Here is a 17,105-nt window from a genome sequence, read left to right as displayed (position 1 = left end):
CCCTGTCCTTCCCTCCCCTCCCCCCTCCACCGTCGGTCTCACGACCCCCTTTGGGAGCGCTTCCATGCCTGAATCCGAGAACCCGGCCACCTTCCCCCCCGCCTTTCTCTGGGGCGCGGCGACCTCCGCGTACCAGATCGAGGGCGCGGTGCGGGAGGACGGCCGGACGCCGTCGATCTGGGACACCTTCAGCCATACGCCCGGCAAGACGGCCGGTGGCGAGCACGGTGACATCGCCGTCGACCACTACCACCGCTACCGCGAGGACGTGGCGCTGATGGCGGAGCTGGGCCTGGGCGCCTACCGCTTCTCCGTCTCGTGGTCGCGGGTGCAGCCGACCGGGCGGGGCCCGGCCGTGCAGAAGGGCCTGGACTTCTACCGCCGGCTGGTGGACGAGCTGCTGGCCAAGGGCATCAAGCCGGCCGTCACCCTCTACCACTGGGACCTGCCGCAGGAACTGGAGGACGCGGGCGGCTGGCCGGAGCGGGACACGGCGTACCGGTTCGCCGAGTACGCGCATATCGTCGGCGAGGCGCTCGGCGACCGCGTGGAGCACTGGATGACGCTCAACGAGCCGTGGTGCGCCGCGTTCCTCGGGTACGCCTCGGGTGTTCACGCCCCGGGCCGTACGGACCCGCTCGCCTCGCTGCGTGCCGCGCACCACCTGAACCTGGCGCACGGCCTGGGCGCTTCGGCGCTGCGGTCGGTGATGCCGGCCCGCAACCAGGTGGCGATCGCCCTCAACTCGGCGGCCGTGCGCCCGCTGTCGCAGGACCCGGCGGACCTGGCCGCGGCCCGCAAGATCGACGACCTGGCCAGCGGCGTCTTCCACGGCCCGATCCTGCACGGCGCCTACCCGGAGTCGCTGTATGTGGCGACAGCCGGCGTCACGGACTGGGACTTCGTCCTCGACGGCGACCTGGCGCTGATCAACCAGCCGCTGGACGCGCTGGGCCTCAACTACTACACGCCCTCGCTGGTGTCGGCGGCGGACCCGGCCGCCCAGGGGCCGCGGGCGGACGGGCACGGGGCGAGCGAGCACTCGCCGTGGCCGGGCGTGGACGACGTGGCCTTCCACCAGACGCCGGGCGACCGCACGGAGATGGGCTGGACGATCGACCCGACCGGCCTGCACGAGCTGATCATGCGCTACTCCCGGGAGGCACCGGGCCTGCCGCTGTACATCACCGAGAACGGCGCGGCCTACGACGACAAGATCGACTCCGACGGCCGGGTGCACGACCCGGAGCGGGTCGCCTACCTGCACGGCCACCTGTCGGCGGTCCGCCGGGCGATCGCCGACGGGGCGGACGTCCGCGGCTACTTCCTGTGGTCCCTGCTGGACAACTTCGAGTGGGCGTACGGCTACGGCAAGCGCTTCGGCGCCGTGTACGTGGACTACGCGACGCTGGAGCGCACACCGAAGACGAGCGCCCACTGGTACGGACAGGCGGCCCGGACGGGCGCGCTGCCGGAGGTGGAGGCGGTCTGACCGACGGGGGGCGGGGCGCGGCACGTTCAGGGGGGTGCCGCGCCCCGCCGCGTCTCAGCCGCGGGTGCCCGACAGGATGCGGCGGGTCGTCTCCACGCCCCATGCGTCCAGGGACAGCAACCGGTCGCTGGAGGCCATCAGGCCACCCGTCGACTCCACGTGTGCCGCCCACTGTTCGCGGGTCTCGACCGCGGGGCGGGCCATCAGACAGTCGGGGTCGTTGGTCCAGAGGCGGCCGTGCTGCCACTGGCGGGCCGCGCCGGTGAACTCGGCGGGATCCTGGCCGGGTTGGCTGTAGTCGCCGGCCTCGGGGCTGCGGTGCGGGGCGGTGTCGGGGCTGACGCGCATCGCGTCGAACAGGCCGATGGAGGGGAGCATCGGGGCGCCGCAGCCGAGCAGGTACGCCTCGCTTCCTATCGCCTCGCGGATCAGGCGGATGCCGGAGCGGTAGGCCGTGAGGGCGTCGACGTCCGCGTGGCGTACGCCGTCCAGGGAACCCGCGTAGAGGAAGTCGGTCTTGAAGTAGTCGTAGCCCTCGGCGCGCAGGGTCGTGAAGACCTCCGTCAGGCAGGCCGCCGCGTCCGGGTGGGTGGTGTCCAGGACGCGCAGGTCGTGGCCCCAGTTGCGGCCGGCGTGCGCGAAGCCGCCGGCGGTGTCGCGGACCAGCCAGTCGGGGTGCTCGGCGGCCAGGTCGCTCGCCGGGTCGACGAGGAACGGGGCCGTCCAGATGCCGGCGCGGCGTCCGCGGGAGCGGATCTTCTCGGCGATTGCGGCGTGGGAGCGGAAGCGTCCGGAGAGGGTGAGCCAGTCGCCGAGGGCCTGCTGGTAGCCGTCGTCGATCTGGACGACGTCGACGGGCAGGTCGAGGGTGTCCATCGCGCGGAGGTTCTCGTGGATGTCGTCCTCGGTGACGTCCGTGAAGTACTCGTACCAGGAGCACCAGGCCGTCGGCGCCGGGCGGGGTGCCGCGAGTCCGAGACCGGCGGCCCAGTCGCCCAGCACCGACTGGATGTCCGGGCCCGTCCACTCCTTCACCGGGCCGTCGGCGCCGACCTCGGCGACCCCGTCCCGTACGGCGAGCCGGATCGACGGCACCTCGCGCGTCGGCTCGGCCGCCGCCCACAGCCGGGCCGGTGAGCCGTCGCCCGGGTCGAGCGCCAGCAGGCCCTCGCCCTGGAAGGTGCCGGCGGGGACGGTGACGCCGGGGCGGTAACAGACGGTCGCCCAGTTGCCGTTCGTCGGACGGTACCGCGTCGCGTCGAGGGCGTAGGCGCCGCTGGGGCTCCAGGACTGCCAGCCCTCCTCGTGGACCCGGGCGTGACGGGAATCCACGGGGACGGCGGCGACGGGGGTGAAGGGGTGGGGCACGGTGAGTCTCTTTCGGCGGAAGCGGTCAGCCCTTGTTGGCGCCGAGCGTCAAGCCGCTGACGAACTGGCGCTGGAGCGCGAAGTACACGATCAGGGTCGGGATCGCGGTGAGCAGGGCGCCGGCGGCGACCAGGTTGGGGTCGGTGAAGTACTGCCCGGACAGGTTGTTCAGCGCCGAGGTGATCGGCATGTTCTCGCCGGTGGAGATCAGGACGATGGCCCAGAAGAAGTCGTTGTAGATCCAGATGGACAGCAGGGTGGCGAGGGCGGCCATCGCCGGCTTGCACAGGGGCAGCACGATCTGCCAGTACAGCCGCCAGACGGAGGCCCCGTCGACCAGGGCGGCCTCGGTCAGCTCGTGCGGCAGCGAGCGCATGTAGTTGCTGAGCACGAACGCGCAGAAGCCGGACTGGAACGCCACATGGATGAGCACCAGGCCGAGCGCGGAGTCGTAGAGCTTGCCGCTCATGGTGATGCCGGGCAGGTCGATCAGCAGGTACAGCCGGTACAGCGGGGTGATGATGACCTGCTGGGGCAGCAGGTTGCCCGCTGTGAAGAGCAGCAGCAGCGACAGGTTGAGCCGGAAGTCGAAGCGACTGACGTAGAAGGCGACCATCGACGACAGCAGCAGCGTCAGCAGCACGGCCGGGACCGCGATGATCAGCGTGTTGCCGAAGTAGTGCAGCATGTCCGACTGCTGGAAGGCGTTCGTGAAGTTGTCGAAGGTGAGCTTGTCGGGCCAGGAGACATAGCCCCTGGCGCTGGTCTCCGCGTATGGCCGCATCGCCGCGAGCAGCGCCCACAGCAGGGGCGCCAGCCAGGCCAGCGCCGTGACGACCAGGAAGGTGTGCAGCAGGATCCGGGCGGGGCGGACGGGGGTGCGCTGCTTGTGAGCGCCGGCGACGGTGCTCATGCGCGCCGCTCCTTCCGGAAGGTGGCGATCAGGTAGGGGATGATCACCGCGAGCGAGATCACCAGCAGGACGACGGCGATCGCGGAGCCGTATCCGATGCGGCTGGACTCGCCGATGATGTTGTTGGTCACCAGGATCGACAGCAGTTCGGTGCCCTGGGCGCCCTTGTTGAAGACGAAGACCAGGTCGAAGGCGCGCAGCGCCTCGATGATGGTGACGACCAGGACGACGGTGTTCGTCGGGCGCAGGGTCGGGAAGATGACGTTCTTGAACGTCTGCCACTCGTTGGCGCCGTCCAGCGCCGAGGCCTCGCGCAGAGCGGGGTCGACGCTCTTCAGGCCGGCCAGGTACAGGATCATCATGTATCCGGCGTGCCGCCAGGAGGCGGCGACGAGCACGGCCCACAGGTTGAGGTCCGGGTCACCGATCCAGTCGATGTAGTGGCCGGGCTTGTTGGCGCCGATGATGCTGTTGATCAGGCCCGTGTCGGGGTTGTAGACCAACTGCCAGACGAAGCCGATGACCGCCAGGGACATCACGACCGGCAGGAAGAACGCGGTCTGGTAGACGCGGCTGAAGCGGATCTTCTTGTCCAGCTGCACGGCGAGGAACAGGCCGAACGGCGTGGGCAGCAGGATGAGCACCACGAACCAGACGACGTTGTGCTCGACGGCGGGCCAGAACTGCGGGTTGCTGGTGAACAGTTCCTTGAAGTTCTGCAGGCCGACCCACCGGATGGTGTCGAAGCCGATGCCGTCCCAGGTGGTGAAGGCCAGCGCGATCGAGGCGAGGGCCGTCAGCCACACCAGGACGACGTGCAGGATGGTCGGCACGCCGGCCATCAGGCCGAGCGTGATCCGGTCGCGGCGGGTGAGCAGCCGCCGGTGTCCGTAGGGCGCCTTGGCGGGCTTGGGCGCGGGGCGGGGCCCCGGAGACGGCGGGGTGGCCGGCTCCGGAGCCTTCGCGGGGGTGGCAGTCATGTCGGATCCGAGTCGTCGAGTCTCCGTTTCCAGGTCAGGAGGAGGCGAAGATCGTCTTCTTCTGGCGCTCGATCGACGAGAGGATGCTGTCGATGTTCTTCGGGTTGCGGACGAAGTTCTGCAGCGCGGGCTGCATCACCGTGGACGTGAAGTCCGGGCGGGAGTCGCGGTCCATGAACTGGGTGAGGCTCTTCGCGCTCGAGATCATCTCGTACGACTTCTTCTGCAGCGCGGTGTAGGAGGAGGTGTCGGCCTTGGTGGAGGCTGCCACCACGCTTGAGTCGGCCTTGAGGTAGATCTGCTCCGCCTCGGGCGTGCCCAGGTACTCGAGGAGCTTGACGGCGCCCGCGTGGTTCTTCGGGTCCTTGGAGAGCATGAAGCCGTCGGTCGGCGCCTCGACGGTGTCCTGCCCGAACTGCGGGTCGATCTCGGGGAAGGCGAAGAAGTCGAGGTCGTCCAGGTCGGCCTTGTTCGTGAACTGCTGACCGACGAACGTGCCCAGCAGGTACATGCCGGCCTTCTTCGCCACCAGCGTCTGTGCCGCGTCCTGCCAGGTGCGGCCCACCGCGCCCTCCTGGTGGTAGGGCAGGATCTCCGTCCAGTGGTCGAAGACCTTGCGCACCTTGGCGTCGGTCCAGGAGGCCTTGCCCGCCATCAGCTCGACGTGGAAGTCGTAGCCGTTGGTGCGGAAGTTGATCTGGTCGAAGGTGCCCATCGCGGGCCAGGCGTCCTTGTCGCCGAACGCGATCGGGACCAGCCCGTCCTTCTTCATCTGCTTGCACAGGGCGACGAAGTCGTCCCAGGTGGTGGGGACCTTGTAGCCGTGCTGGGCGAAGACGCTCTTGCGGTAGAAGACCGCCCACGGGTACGTGTACAGCGGCACGAAGTAGTACTTGCCGTCCTCGCCCTTGCTGAGCTTCTTCATCGCGTCGGGGAAGCCGGAGCCGATCTTCTGCCACACGTCGTCGATGGGGGTGGCGAGCTTCTTCGACGCGAAGAACTGCATGCGGTAGCCGGCGAACCAGGTGAACACGTCGTCGGGGGTGCCCTGGAGGTAGGAGTTGATCTGCTCCTGGAACGTGTTGTGGTCCTTGGTGTTCACGTCGACCTTGATGCCGGACTTCTTCGTGAAGGCGGCGTAGATCTCGGCGAACGCCTTCTTCGGCACGGCGTCGGACGCGTTGGAGCCGAGGCTGACCGTCTTCGGGTCGGCGGCCGAGCCGCTGCCGCCGCAGGCGCTCAGCAGGGGTATGCCGGCGCCGAGCAGGGCCGCGCCACCCATGCCGCGCAACACGGTGCGGCGGCCGGGAGCGGAGGAGGAGAGTCCGGAGAGGGAGAGGTCGTGCATGAACGGCTCCTGAGGGCAGGGTTCGGCCAGGAGGGTGTGACGTGAAGTCCAGTCGTAATCGACCAGAAATCAACTTGACCGAACACGGTGGCGCAATGACAGCCGTATGTCAGGTCATGCGTCAAGAGTCGTAGGCTTCATTTGTCGAAACGTGACCGACCCGTGAGGGCGACCCACAGCGGTGATCGGCGGGAGCGGTTGTATACAGTGGCCGGCCTGCCGGGCCGCGGGCGCCTCATCCGCCGGTGCCCCCAGCCCACGGGCGCCCGCCCGGCCGGCCGGCCGGCCGGATCCGGAGACCTCGGTTCCGCCGAACACCGAGGAGCCGAAGCGGCCCGCCGGTCGACTCCGCGAGCTTGCGCACGCTGCCGGGCCGAGTCCGGTCGAGCCGTCGTTTCCCGAGCCGAGGACCAGCGACCCCGACCGCTGCGAGAACCGCCCGGGCCGTGCCCACGCCGTCGGGTGACCTCCGGCACCGAGGGCGGCCGGGTGGTCCTCTCCCTCGGGGAGGCCTCCGCCGCCCCCGTCTCCGCCGCTCCCGGCGCCGGCTGGTCGACGCAGGTGTCGAAGACGGAGTCGTGGATCCGGGTGGAGTTCTCCTCGGGCGCGGGCCTGATGTGGGTGTTCCGCCCTTGGCACGACGGGCCGCCGCGCGTGGAGATCGGGACCTGCCGCGTGCCGGGACGGTCAGCCCGCCGGCAAGGTCACCTGAAGACCGACGCGGGCGGTGCGGGTGAGGCCATCGCCGCGTTGTCCGTCACGGGTAGCGCCCCGCCGGTGAAGTCGGTGAGCGTCCTGCCGTGCTCGACCCGGCCGGGGTGCGGGTCGCAGGCGGCGCGGCGGGTCAGTTCGGCGACGGGCAGCGGGTGGTCGGAGGCGACCAGGACGGCGTTCCCGAAGCGCTTGCCGCGCAGCACCGTCGGGTCGGCGACCAGCGCGAGCTGCTCGAAACGGACGGCCGCGGTGGCGATCTGGCCGCGCAGGTGGGCGAGCGGCGGCCCGTCGGCGAGGTTGGCGGCGTAGACACCGCCGGGTTTGAGGGCCCTGCGGACATCGTCGAGGAACTCGGTCGAGGTCAGGTGGGCCGGTGTCCGGGCCCCGCTGAACACATCGGTGATGACGAGGTCGGCCCAGCCGTCCGGCACCTTGGCGAGTCCTGCTCGGGCGTCGGCGGACCGCACCCGGATGCGCGCGTTCGCCGCCAACGGCAGTTCACGGCGGACCAGTCGGACCAGGGCCGCGTCCCGTTCGACGACCTGCTGGGTGGAGCGGGGCCGGCTGGCGGCGACGTAGCGGGCGAGGGTGAGGGCGCCGCCGCCGAGGTGCACGGCGTGCACGGGCCGGCCCGGCGGGGCCACGAGGTCGATCACGTGCCCGAGCCGGCGCTGGTACTCGAAGGACAGGTACGCCGGATCGTCCAGGTCGACGTGCGACTGCGGGGCTCCGTCGATCACCAGGGTCCAGGCCCGGGCCCGCTCGCGGTCGGGGATCAGCTCGGCGAGCCCTCCGTCGACGCTCTCGACGACGGCCTCCGCACCGGCCTGCCCGCGCCGCCCGCTCCTGGACTTTCCCATGAGCTCATTATCGGGGTGGGCTGTTAAACAGGACGTACGCTCCCCCGGCACCGGAGGCCGCCGCGCTGGTGGACCGTCGGTCACGGCGCACGCTCGCCCCGCCCGGCACCGAAGCCCCGGGTCTCAGCGGCAACCGTCCGCCGCCCGGATCGTCCGGGCCGCCTCGCCCAGGGCCTTGCGCAGTACGGCCGGGTCCGTCGCGAGGTCCGCCTCCCCGGGCGGCAGCAGCCAGTCGGAGCCCTCCACCGGAGGTTCGGGCGCCAGGGTCGGTCCACTGCCGTCGGTCCGCGTGCATGTGCTCCCGGGCACGTCCCACGCGGCTGCCGTGCCGGGCGGGACGAGGAAGCCGAGCGTGTCGCCCCCGTCGTCGTGCAGCACCGGTCCGACGGCTTCCCCGGGTCCGCGCCGCAGGATGTCGACCGCCTCCAACCCCTGCCGCGCCGGCACCGTCACCACTTCGCAACCGGCCGCCGGTCTGCCCGGCGGCGTACGAGGATCGTTGATCCGGCTGGTATCCATCCCGGCCTCCACCACGAAAACCCCTGTTCGGACGAGCGGTCGGGAGACGGGGGCGTCCTCCCGGTCCACCGAATTCAACGCGGCGGACCGTCAACGGCTACGGCGAAAGTCAGTCACAAAGGATGGCACTTCATGGCAGATCACGGATGACATATCCGGTTTGTAGCCAAACCCAGCGTGAGGACTCCGACACAGCAGGTACGTTCTTGCCCGCCGGACACAGGGCAGCCGTACGGACAACACGCCCGAGCCGCCCCGGGTTCCGGCATGGTTCGACGGTTCGCACGAGAGGACCCGGCCATGGCGTCGTCAACGCTGACCCCGTCTCAACCCGATCGGCCGGCACGGCCGAACCTCGCCTTCCGGCACCTGCGCGGACAGCTCTCGCCGGCCGAGTTCGCCGCGGCGATCCGCCGGGCCGGCCTCGAGATCGGCGAACAGGTCAGCTGTGACGCGCGGTACATCGGCCGGGTCGAGGCGGGCGAGATCCGCTGCCCCAACTACGCGTACGAACGGGTGTTCTTGCATATGTTCCCAGGCCGCACGCTCACCGACCTGGGCTTCGCACCCCGCTCATCGGTACGCGGACGCCGGGCGCGCGACACCGAGGACGCGCCCCTGACGCGCACCACGAACCCGGCGAACGCCACGAGTGACCCCAGCAGGGCGTGCGAGCCGTATGCAACGCGGAACCCGTACGACCCGTACCACCCGCACGACACCTACGAGGAGAGCGACGTGCTGCGTCGCGCATTCATGACCAGCGGGGGCGCCACGGTGGCCGCCGCCTCGCTGGGGCCTGCCGGCCTCGCCCTCGACGCCGCGGCGGCACAGCGCCCCGTGCGCCGCGCCGGGGCGAGTGACGCGGGTGCTCTGGAAGAAGCCGTCCGCCGGATCCGGCTGCTCGACGACCGGCACGGGGCCGACGGCCTCTATCGCCGCGCCGCCGCCCCGCTGCGCGCCGCCTACGCCCTGCTGGACGCCGGCACGACCCGGCAGGCGACCGCGGACCGCCTGTACTCGGGCGCCGGTGAACTGGCCATCTCCGTGGGCTGGCTGGCCCACGACTCGGGCCGCTTCGACGACGCCCGCTCCCACTACGCCGAGGCCCTGGCGACCGCCCGGATGACCGGCGACCCGGGCCTGGAGGCGCACGCCTTCTGCAACACGGCGTTCCTCGCACGCGACACGGGCCGGCCGCGCGAGGCGGTCCGGGCGGCCCAGGCAGCACAGCGCGTCGCCCGGCCCGTGGGCTCCGCCCGGCTGATGTCACTGCTCGCGCTGCGCGAGGCGGGCGGCTGGGCGGGCCTCGCCGACCGCGTCGGCTGCGAACAGGCGTTGACCCGGGCCCAGACCCTCTTCGAACGCGGCCCCTCGGACTCCGACCCCGAGTGGATGAGTTTCTACGGGGAGGCCGAACTGGAGGGCCTGGAGGCGCAGTGCTGGTCCACGCTCGGCGACTGGCCCCGGGCGGCCCGGCACGCGCGCCGGGCGGCGGAGCTGCAGGATCCGCACTTCACGCGCAACATCGCGCTGTACACGGCGGAACTGGCGGACGACCTCGCGCGGGGCGGCCGGCCGGACGAGGCGGCGGTGGCGGGGATGCGGGTGCTGGATCTGCTGGAGGAGGTCCAGTCGTCCCGCGTCCAGACGATGCTGGCCGCCACGGCGCGGGTGCTGCTGCCGCATCGGAGGGCTTCGGGGGTGTCGGCGTTCCTGGACCGGCACGCCTCTTCGCCCTCTTCGCCGCGAACGTCCTAGACCAGGTGCCCCAGGTCGTTCCAGCTCTCGATCGCCGGCTCCCCGTACGCCCACCCCAGGACCGACAACGACGTCGGGTTCAGCCGTATCCGTGCCGCGAAGTCGATCGGCAGGCCCAGCCAGCGCGCCCCGATGGACCGCAGGATGTGCCCGTGGGCGAAGACCAGGACGTCCCGGTCCTCGGAGCGCGCCCAGGAGACCACCTCGTCCGCCCGGGCCGTCACCTCGGCGAGCGACTCCCCCTCCGGGACACCGTCGCGCCAGATCAGCCAGCCGGGCCGGACGGCCTGGATGTCCGCCGGGGTCATGCCCTCGTACGCCCCGTAGTCCCACTCCAGCAGCGCGTCCCAGGTACGCGCGCGTTCGCCGAAGCCGGCCAGTTCGCAGGTCTCACGCGCGCGTGCCAGCGGGCTGGTGCGCACCTCCACGCCGGGCAGCCCGTCGTACGGCGCCCGGTGCAGGCGCTCGCCGAGCAGCTTGGCGCCGCGCCTGCCCTCCTCCAGCAGCGGCACGTCGGTCCTGCCCGTGTGCTTGCCGGACAGGGACCACTCGGTCTGTCCGTGTCGGGCCAGCAGGATGCGCGCAGCCATGGGGCACCTTTCCGGAAGTGAAACGCAAGCGGAACTCCTCCATCATCGCGCACCCTGGTCGCGGGCAACCCGGGGGGCGATCTCAGCGTCTTTGTGGTCCGGAGGGCGCCCCCGGGGCGGGCACCCACGCCGTAAAGTGGCACGGCCGACCGGGCTACGCGTGATGACCGAGGGGGAGGGCGATCGGATGCCGCACACCGAGACACCGGGCAACGAGGCGGTCCCCTCGCCCAAACTGCGCTGGTGGACCGAGCTGCCGCTGATCCTTCTGGTGTACGCGTGCTACTCGGCGGGCCGGCTCCTCGCCCGCGGCGACGTCTCCAGTGCGGTCGACCACGGTCTGGCGATCCTGCGCGTGGAGAAGGCGCTGTTCCTCAACGCCGAGCATCCGCTGAACCGTCTCTTCACCCGCGAACCCTGGATAGGCATACCCGCCGACTTCTGGTACGCGTCGCTGCACTACCTGGTGACGCCCGCGATCCTGGTGTGGCTCTTCCGTTCCCGGACCGTGCGCTACCGCGCCGCGCGCACCTGGCTGATGACGTCCACCTTCATCGGCCTGATCGGCTTCACACTCCTGCCGACCTGCCCGCCCCGGCTCCTCGACGCGAGCCACGGCTTCGTGGACACGATGGCGCACTACAGCTCGTACGGCTGGTGGGGCGGCGAGGCGAGCGCGCCGCGCGGCCTGGGCGGCATGACCAACCAGTACGCGGCGATGCCGAGTCTGCACGTGGGCTGGGCCCTGTGGTGCGGAGTGATGCTGTGGCGCCACGGCGGTACGCGCCTGGCGAAGGCGGCCGGTGTCGCCTATCCCCTGATCACCACGATCGTGGTGCTGGGCACCGCCAACCACTACTTCCTCGACGCGGCCGCGGGCGCGGCCGTCATGGGTGCCGGGCTGCTGCTGGCGCCGGTCGTGATGCGGACGGCGGACCGGGTGAAGGCTCGGTTCGTGCCGCTCGTCGCACCGGTCGCGGCGGACTCCTCCGCCGCGGGTTCCCCGATTGTCAGTGCCGGATGCCAGACTTCCGCGGGTGAGCGAATTCCACGGCAGCGCGAGTCGCGGTTCGGAGCGGGAGCCGAGCCGAGTGCCTCCCCCCAGGACGCGGGGGACGGCGCTCCGGCAGCAGCTCGCTGAGCTGCGCGGCCCCGACGTACCCGCGAAGGCACTGGACGCGCGCGCTCTTGCGGCGCTGGCCGCCAACCCCGGTTGTGCGCGGCGCGCGATCCTCGACGGCGCCGGGGTGGACAAGGCGGCGCTGGCGGACGCGCTGGGTTCGCCGTCGGCCTTCGGGCAGTCGCAGTTCGCGCTCACGCGGGGCAACGCGTTCGAGGCGCGGGTCAAGGCCGACGGCGGCGCGGAGCTGCTGCGGCTGGTGCACGAGAAGCTCGACCGCTGCGCCGAACCGCCCGCCGACGCGCGCGTGCCCGACCTGACGGCGACCGGCCACCAGGGGCGTACGGCCCGTACGGCGCTCGAGCTGCGGGAGGCCGTCGCGCACCCGGGTGAGTGGACGCTGCTCGCCCATCCGATGCTCGCTCTGGACGTGGCGGGCTCCCCCGCGTTCCTGGAGCCGGACGCGGTCGTGGTGCACCCGGACGGCAGCTGGACGGTGGTGGAGATCAAGTCCTTCCCGCTGCTGGACGGTTCGGCGGACCCGGCGAAGGTCGGGGCCGCGGCCCGGCAGGCGGCGGTGTACGTGCTGGCCCTGGAGGAGGTCGCCGCGCGTCTGGATCCCGCTCCGCGCGTGCGGCACCGGATCCTGCTCGTCTGCCCCAGGGACTTCTCCAACCTGCCGGCCGCCTCCGCCGTCGACATCCGCAAGCAGCGCGCGGTGACAGCTCGCCAACTGGCCCGGCTGGCCCGCGTCGAGGACATCGCCGACGCCCTCCCCGAGGGCACGTGCTTCTCGCCCGACCTGCCCGCCGAGGAGCTGACGGCGGCCGTCGAGTCCGTCCCGGCGGCATACGCGCCCGAGTGCCTGTCGGCGTGCGAGCTGGCCTTCCACTGCCGGGCCCGGTCCCGCGAGTCGGGCGCGGTGACCTCGCTCGGGCGTCCGGTGCGGGCGGAGCTCGGCGGTCTGACGACGGTCGCGGACGTCCTGGCGGCGGCCCGCGGTGAGGCGGGCGACCCCGGCGACCCGGCGGTGGCGGCCCTGCGGCGGGCGGCGGCCCTGCGCGCCGAGGCACTGGAGGCGGCGTGTCGCTGATCTCCACCCTGGCCCGCCTCGAAGCCGTCAGCACGGGCCGCGCCCAGCCGGCCGCCACCGTCCGGCACCGGCACCTCGGCGACCGCCCGCTGGTGTTCGTGCCGCTCACCACCGCCGGTGAGGCCGGCGCCCCGCTGGGCGCGCTGGTCGGCACCGACCGGGACGCGCCGCGCCTGCTGGTCGTCCCGCAGCCCCGCGACCGCGACCTGCGGTTCGCGTTCCTGGCCGCACTGGCCGACGAGGTCCTGCCCTACGTCGAGGCGTTCGCCGAGGCCGTGGAGGCCGCCGAGCGCACCGAGGCCGACCCGGAGACCGGCAAGCGGGTCAAGGTCGAGGTCGATCTGTGCGCGGACGCGCCGCAGCTGATCGTGCCGAGCCGGGCGGGCATCGACCTGGTGCGGCTGCTCGGGCGTTCCACGCGCTTCCGACGCACGGCGGAGCAGGAGCCTGAGGCCCCGTACCCGGCACCGCCGCGGGTGCCGTTGCTCGGGCGGTGGCTGACGCACTTCGGGGAGCGCGCCCGGGTGCCCGGCTCCTCCCTGCTGCTGGCGATGACCGACGTCCTCGGCCGGCACTGGGCGACCGGGCAGTCCACCCTGGAGGACCAGCACCTGGGGGCGCTGCTCGCCTGGATCGAACCGCCCGAGGGCGTCACCGGGGCCGAGGCCGCGTCGCGGGCCGAGCTGGAGCGGGACGCGAAGGGCCAGCTGACGTGCCCCCCAGCCGGTCCGGCCACCGACCCGGCCTTCGACAACAAGCTGCTCGCCCCGGCCATCGAGCGCTACGACCGCGCCCGCACGGCCCTGGCCGCCGCCGCGGACGGCCTGGAGGCCGACGACCGGTTCGGGGCGCTGACCGCCGCCGAGCGGGAGATCCGCGACCTGGTGCTCAGCCGCACCCGGCCCACCTGGGACGCGGTCTGGCGGGGCCTGGACCTGCTGCGGGAGCTGCCCGAGGGGGCGCACGTCGAGGAGCGGTGGACGCGCGACCGCTGGTCGTTCACCGGCCACCGCGACCGGGTGCTGGCCGGCGAGCCGCCACAGCCGCGCCGCGACGACGCGGTCACCGCGGCCGGCAAGCTGGCCACGCGCGAGCGTGAACAGGCCCGGTTGGAGGCGCAGGAGGCCCTGGACGACCCGCTGGTCATGGCGGGCCGGCGGCTGTCCGGGGAGGCGTTCGCGGGTGAGGTCACCGATGTCGTGATGGCGTACAGCGAGGGCAAGCGGCCCAGCCCGCGCCCCCTGGTCACGGTCCGCACGGACGACCGGCCGCATCTGGGGGAGCGGACGAAGGTGTACCGGTCGCTGGGCGGGAAGCCGCAGTCGGCGGAGTTCGTCGCCGTCGAGGAGGACGGCGCGTACGTGGTGCTGCGGATCCTCGACAAGATGGGCCGCGGCAAGGAGCCCGAGCCGGGCTCCTTGCCCGAGAAGGGCGACCGGGTCTGCTTCACGCTCTTCGAGCACGAGCAGCGGGGCGGCGCGAAGCTGCCCGACCCGGAGCAGACGCCGTGGACGCACGGTGGCCCGCCGGGCGAGGCGACCCTGGAGGCGGCCGACCCGGTGACCGAGGAGGATGTGCTGTGACCACGGTGTTCGACCCCTCGGCCGCCGCCACGCAGGCCACCGGCGCGATCCTCCACGACACGCTGCACGGCACCGCGCGCGGTGTCGTCGTGGATTCCCCGCCCGGCGCGGGCAAGTCCACGCTGGTGGTCCGCGCGGCGCTCGAACTGGCCGAGGCGGGCCACCCGTTGATGGTGGTCGCGCAGACCAACGCCCAGGTCGACGACCTGGTCCTGCGGCTCGCCGAGAAGAACCCCGAACTGCCGGTGGGCCGGCTGCACAGCAGTGACGCCGACCCGTACGACAAGGCGCTCGACGACCTGCACAACGTCCGCAAGTCGGCCAGGGCGGCCGACCTCGCCGGGCTGGCCGTGGTGATCTCCACGGCGGCGAAGTGGGGGCATGTGAAGGTCGACGAGCCGTGGCGGCACGCGATCGTAGACGAGGCGTACCAGATGCGCTCGGACGCGCTGCTGGCGGTGGCCGGGTTGTTCGAGCGGGCGCTGTTCGTGGGCGACCCGGGGCAGCTGGACCCCTTCGCGATCGTGGGCAGCGAGCAGTGGGCGGGGCTCACCCACGACCCGTCGGCCTCGGCGGTGACGACCCTGCTCGCGCACAACCCGGACCTGCCCCAGCACCGCCTGCCGGTCTCCTGGCGGCTCCCGGCCTCGGCCGCGCCTCTGGTCTCGGACGCCTTCTACCCGTTCACCCCGTTCCGCAGCGGCACGAGCCACGGCGACCGCGCCCTGGCCTTCGCCGTGCCGTCGGACGGCTCGGGCCCCGACCGGGTGATCGACGAGGCGGCCGCGTCGGGCTGGGGCCTGCTGGAGCTGCCCGCCCGGCACACTCCGCGCACGGACCCGGAGGCGGTACGGGCGGTGGCGACGGTCGTGCGCCGCCTGCTGGACCGCGGCGGCGCGGCGACCTCGGAACGCTCACCGGCCCCCTCCCCCCTCACCGCCGACCGGATCGCCGTGGGCACGGCACACCGGGACCAGGCGGCGGCGGTCCGAGCGGCCCTGGCCGACCTCGGCGTCACCGAGGTGGTCGTGGACACGGCGAACCGGCTGCAGGGCCGCGAGTACGACGTCACGGTGGTCCTGCACCCCCTCTCCGGCCGCCCGGACGCCACGGCCTTCCACCTGGAGACCGGCCGCCTCTGCGTCCTGGCCTCCCGCCACCGGCACGCCTGCATCGTGGTCTGCCGCGCGGGGGTGACCGACCTGCTGGACGACTATCCGTCGACGGAGCCGGTGCAGCTGGGGACGGTGGTGAAGTTTCCGGACGGCTGGGAGGCGAATCACGCGGTGCTGGCGCATCTGTCGGAGCACCGGGTGGTGTGGCGACCGTGAGCGGCACGGTCACAGACACCGTGCTCGCGCGTCTGGCCGGAACCTCACCTGTCCCGCAGCCATGACGAACGCCGGGGGGCTCGTGGCCGTACCCACCACCGCGATGCCCCCTTGCGCGCCCGCGAGACAATGGACGGTGGCCCGATCCACCGGGCGGGTCATGCGCGACGTACGAGGAGGAGAAGACATGGCGGAGCCAACGCCGCGTCGGAACGAACCGCGGCTACGCCCCGCGCCCCTGCTCTTCGAGCCCGCGGAGGCGGCCTCCGACCCTGAGCATTTCTTCGACCTCGAGTCGATCGACGACCCCCGGGCGCTGCTGGCACGGGCGACGGAGCTGACGCTGGCGTTCCGGGCCGCGGCGGACCGGGCGGTGGAGTTTCAGGCGATGGCGGCGGCGCAGCTGGCCGATCCACGGCGGTTCGACCGGCTGACGACGGCGGACATCGCCGAGCGGGCCGAGTGGACCGAGGACTACGCCAAGAAGATGGTCGAGTTCGGGCGGGACCTGATGCGGGGCGGCGAGGGCCAGGGGGCAGGCGACCCCCCGTGAGGTCGGGCAACCCGCCCGTGCGACCTCCATGGCATATGCCAGGCGGGCAAGATACCCCCTCCCCCTCCCTCCTGTCCCGATTTCCCGCAACCCTCTGGAAGCGTCCGCTCACGGCCGGTACACCTGAATGCCATGAGCAGCGCACGGAACGCCTTTGATGTCACCCCGGACGGGGCTGCCTGGCTCGCCTCGGCAGGAACGTATCCGCGAAGCACGCTCGCCCTCTGGGAGGAGCGGCCGGACGCGCCGGTCGTGCTGCCCTGCGGGGCGGTCTTCGACGTGGTCAGCGCGCCCGCGATGTTCGGGCGGCGGATGCTCGACCGGCTGTGGGACGACGGCCCCGGTTCGGGGCCGGTCGCGGAGTTCCGGGGCCGGATGCTGCTGTTCGCCGCTCCGGGCACGGCCCAGCGGCTGCCGGCGCTGCTGGACTGGGAGGAGTGGGGCACCCGCCCTCACGACGCAACGGAGACCCGCCGCACCGCAGCCGTCCCCCCGCTCCTCTGCCACGGCACCGGCGACGCCGTGACGGTCCCGGCCCCCGCGGACAACGCCTCACCGGCCCCCGCCGAGGCCACAGCTCCCGCACGCTCCGGCTCCCGCTGGCTGGTCGCCCCCGACACCCGTCAGCCCTGGCTGCCCGGCCCCGAGGTGCTGCTCTGGGCGGCCGTGCGGGCAGCCCGCTCGGCCGTGCGGATTTCGATTTTTCCTCCCGCCGAGCAGGGTGCTAAGGTCTACGACGTCAGCAGGCGCCGCTAGCTCAGTTGGTTAGAGCAGCTGACTCTTAATCAGCGGGTCCGGGGTTCGAGTCCCTGGCGGCGCACGATGCCGGTGGCGGCTTGTGTTCGCGGACAACGCGAACGCGAGCCGCCATCGTCGTTTC

Annotated in this window: 15 protein-coding genes and 1 tRNA gene; 9 read left to right on the top strand and 7 right to left on the bottom strand. The window is 72.3% G+C overall.

The window, feature by feature from the left end; genetic code table 11:
• Window positions 1-64: 64 nt before the first annotated feature.
• Window positions 65-1,492, top strand: a complete 1,428-nt coding sequence (locus tag ACWD1U_RS03415; protein ID WP_451104009.1) for a GH1 family beta-glucosidase — start codon at window positions 65-67, stop codon at window positions 1,490-1,492.
• A 54-nt stretch (window positions 1,493-1,546) separates the two neighbouring features.
• Here ACWD1U_RS03415 and ACWD1U_RS03410 read toward each other — a convergent pair whose 3' ends face one another.
• The 6 genes from ACWD1U_RS03410 to ACWD1U_RS03385 form a co-directional block, all read right to left on the bottom strand.
• Window positions 1,547-2,860 (bottom strand): glycoside hydrolase family 36 protein, encoded by a 1,314-nt coding sequence (locus ACWD1U_RS03410; RefSeq protein ID WP_451104008.1) that lies wholly within the window; start codon window positions 2,858-2,860, stop codon window positions 1,547-1,549.
• A 25-nt stretch (window positions 2,861-2,885) separates the two neighbouring features.
• Window positions 2,886-3,773, bottom strand: a complete 888-nt coding sequence (locus ACWD1U_RS03405; RefSeq protein WP_451104007.1) for a carbohydrate ABC transporter permease — start codon at window positions 3,771-3,773, stop codon at window positions 2,886-2,888.
• Window positions 3,770-4,753, bottom strand: a complete 984-nt coding sequence (locus ACWD1U_RS03400) for a carbohydrate ABC transporter permease (protein ID WP_451104006.1) — start codon at window positions 4,751-4,753, stop codon at window positions 3,770-3,772. The genes ACWD1U_RS03405 and ACWD1U_RS03400 overlap by 4 nt, the downstream gene beginning before the upstream one ends.
• A gap of 34 nt (window positions 4,754-4,787) precedes the next feature.
• A complete protein-coding gene (locus ACWD1U_RS03395) occupies window positions 4,788-6,101 on the bottom strand; it encodes an ABC transporter substrate-binding protein (RefSeq protein WP_451104005.1) in 1,314 nt (437 codons plus the stop codon).
• Window positions 6,102-6,805: 704 nt separating this feature from the next.
• Entirely contained in the window at window positions 6,806-7,675 is an 870-nt protein-coding gene (locus tag ACWD1U_RS03390) for a spermidine synthase (RefSeq protein WP_451104004.1), read from the bottom strand.
• Window positions 7,676-7,798: 123 nt separating this feature from the next.
• On the bottom strand, window positions 7,799-8,194 hold the full coding sequence (locus ACWD1U_RS03385) for a hypothetical protein (protein ID WP_451104003.1): 396 nt from the start codon (window positions 8,192-8,194) through the stop codon (window positions 7,799-7,801).
• A 300-nt stretch (window positions 8,195-8,494) separates the two neighbouring features.
• Between ACWD1U_RS03385 and ACWD1U_RS03380 the strand changes: the two genes are divergently transcribed.
• Window positions 8,495-9,955, top strand: a complete 1,461-nt coding sequence (locus ACWD1U_RS03380) for a hypothetical protein (RefSeq protein ID WP_451104002.1) — start codon at window positions 8,495-8,497, stop codon at window positions 9,953-9,955.
• Here ACWD1U_RS03380 and ACWD1U_RS03375 read toward each other — a convergent pair.
• On the bottom strand, window positions 9,952-10,545 hold the full coding sequence (locus tag ACWD1U_RS03375) for a histidine phosphatase family protein (protein ID WP_451104001.1): 594 nt from the start codon (window positions 10,543-10,545) through the stop codon (window positions 9,952-9,954). The two genes, ACWD1U_RS03380 and ACWD1U_RS03375, sit on opposite strands and share 4 nt — an antisense overlap.
• Window positions 10,546-10,732: 187 nt before the next feature.
• Between ACWD1U_RS03375 and ACWD1U_RS03370 the strand changes: the two genes are divergently transcribed.
• The 7 genes from ACWD1U_RS03370 (at window position 10,733) to ACWD1U_RS03340 (ending at window position 17,045) form a co-directional block, all read left to right on the top strand.
• Entirely contained in the window at window positions 10,733-11,686 is a 954-nt protein-coding gene (locus ACWD1U_RS03370; protein WP_451104000.1) for a phosphatase PAP2 family protein, read from the top strand.
• Window positions 11,637-12,758, top strand: a complete 1,122-nt coding sequence (locus tag ACWD1U_RS03365; protein WP_451103999.1) for a hypothetical protein — start codon at window positions 11,637-11,639, stop codon at window positions 12,756-12,758. The genes ACWD1U_RS03370 and ACWD1U_RS03365 overlap by 50 nt, the downstream gene beginning before the upstream one ends.
• Window positions 12,749-14,341, top strand: coding sequence for a hypothetical protein (locus ACWD1U_RS03360; protein WP_451103998.1), 1,593 nt, complete (start codon window positions 12,749-12,751; stop codon window positions 14,339-14,341). The genes ACWD1U_RS03365 and ACWD1U_RS03360 overlap by 10 nt, the downstream gene beginning before the upstream one ends.
• Window positions 14,338-15,672, top strand: coding sequence for an AAA domain-containing protein (locus tag ACWD1U_RS03355; RefSeq protein ID WP_451103997.1), 1,335 nt, complete (start codon window positions 14,338-14,340; stop codon window positions 15,670-15,672). Before ACWD1U_RS03360 ends, ACWD1U_RS03355 begins: the two co-directional genes overlap by 4 nt.
• Before the next feature lie 187 nt (window positions 15,673-15,859).
• Window positions 15,860-16,225 carry a hypothetical protein gene (locus ACWD1U_RS03350; RefSeq protein WP_451103996.1) on the top strand — a complete coding sequence of 122 codons (366 nt, stop codon included), beginning with the start codon at window positions 15,860-15,862 and terminating at the stop codon, window positions 16,223-16,225.
• Window positions 16,226-16,357: 132 nt separating this feature from the next.
• Window positions 16,358-16,981: a bifunctional DNA primase/polymerase gene (locus ACWD1U_RS03345; RefSeq protein WP_451103995.1), complete on the top strand. Its 624-nt coding sequence runs from the start codon at window positions 16,358-16,360 to the stop codon at window positions 16,979-16,981.
• Window positions 16,972-17,045, top strand: a tRNA-Lys gene (locus ACWD1U_RS03340). The genes ACWD1U_RS03345 and ACWD1U_RS03340 overlap by 10 nt, the downstream gene beginning before the upstream one ends.
• Window positions 17,046-17,105 lie beyond the last annotated feature (60 nt).

It is taken from the genome of Streptomyces sp. NPDC002788, from assembly GCF_053592115.1.
This window is presented reverse-complemented; position numbering and strand designations above follow the sequence as displayed.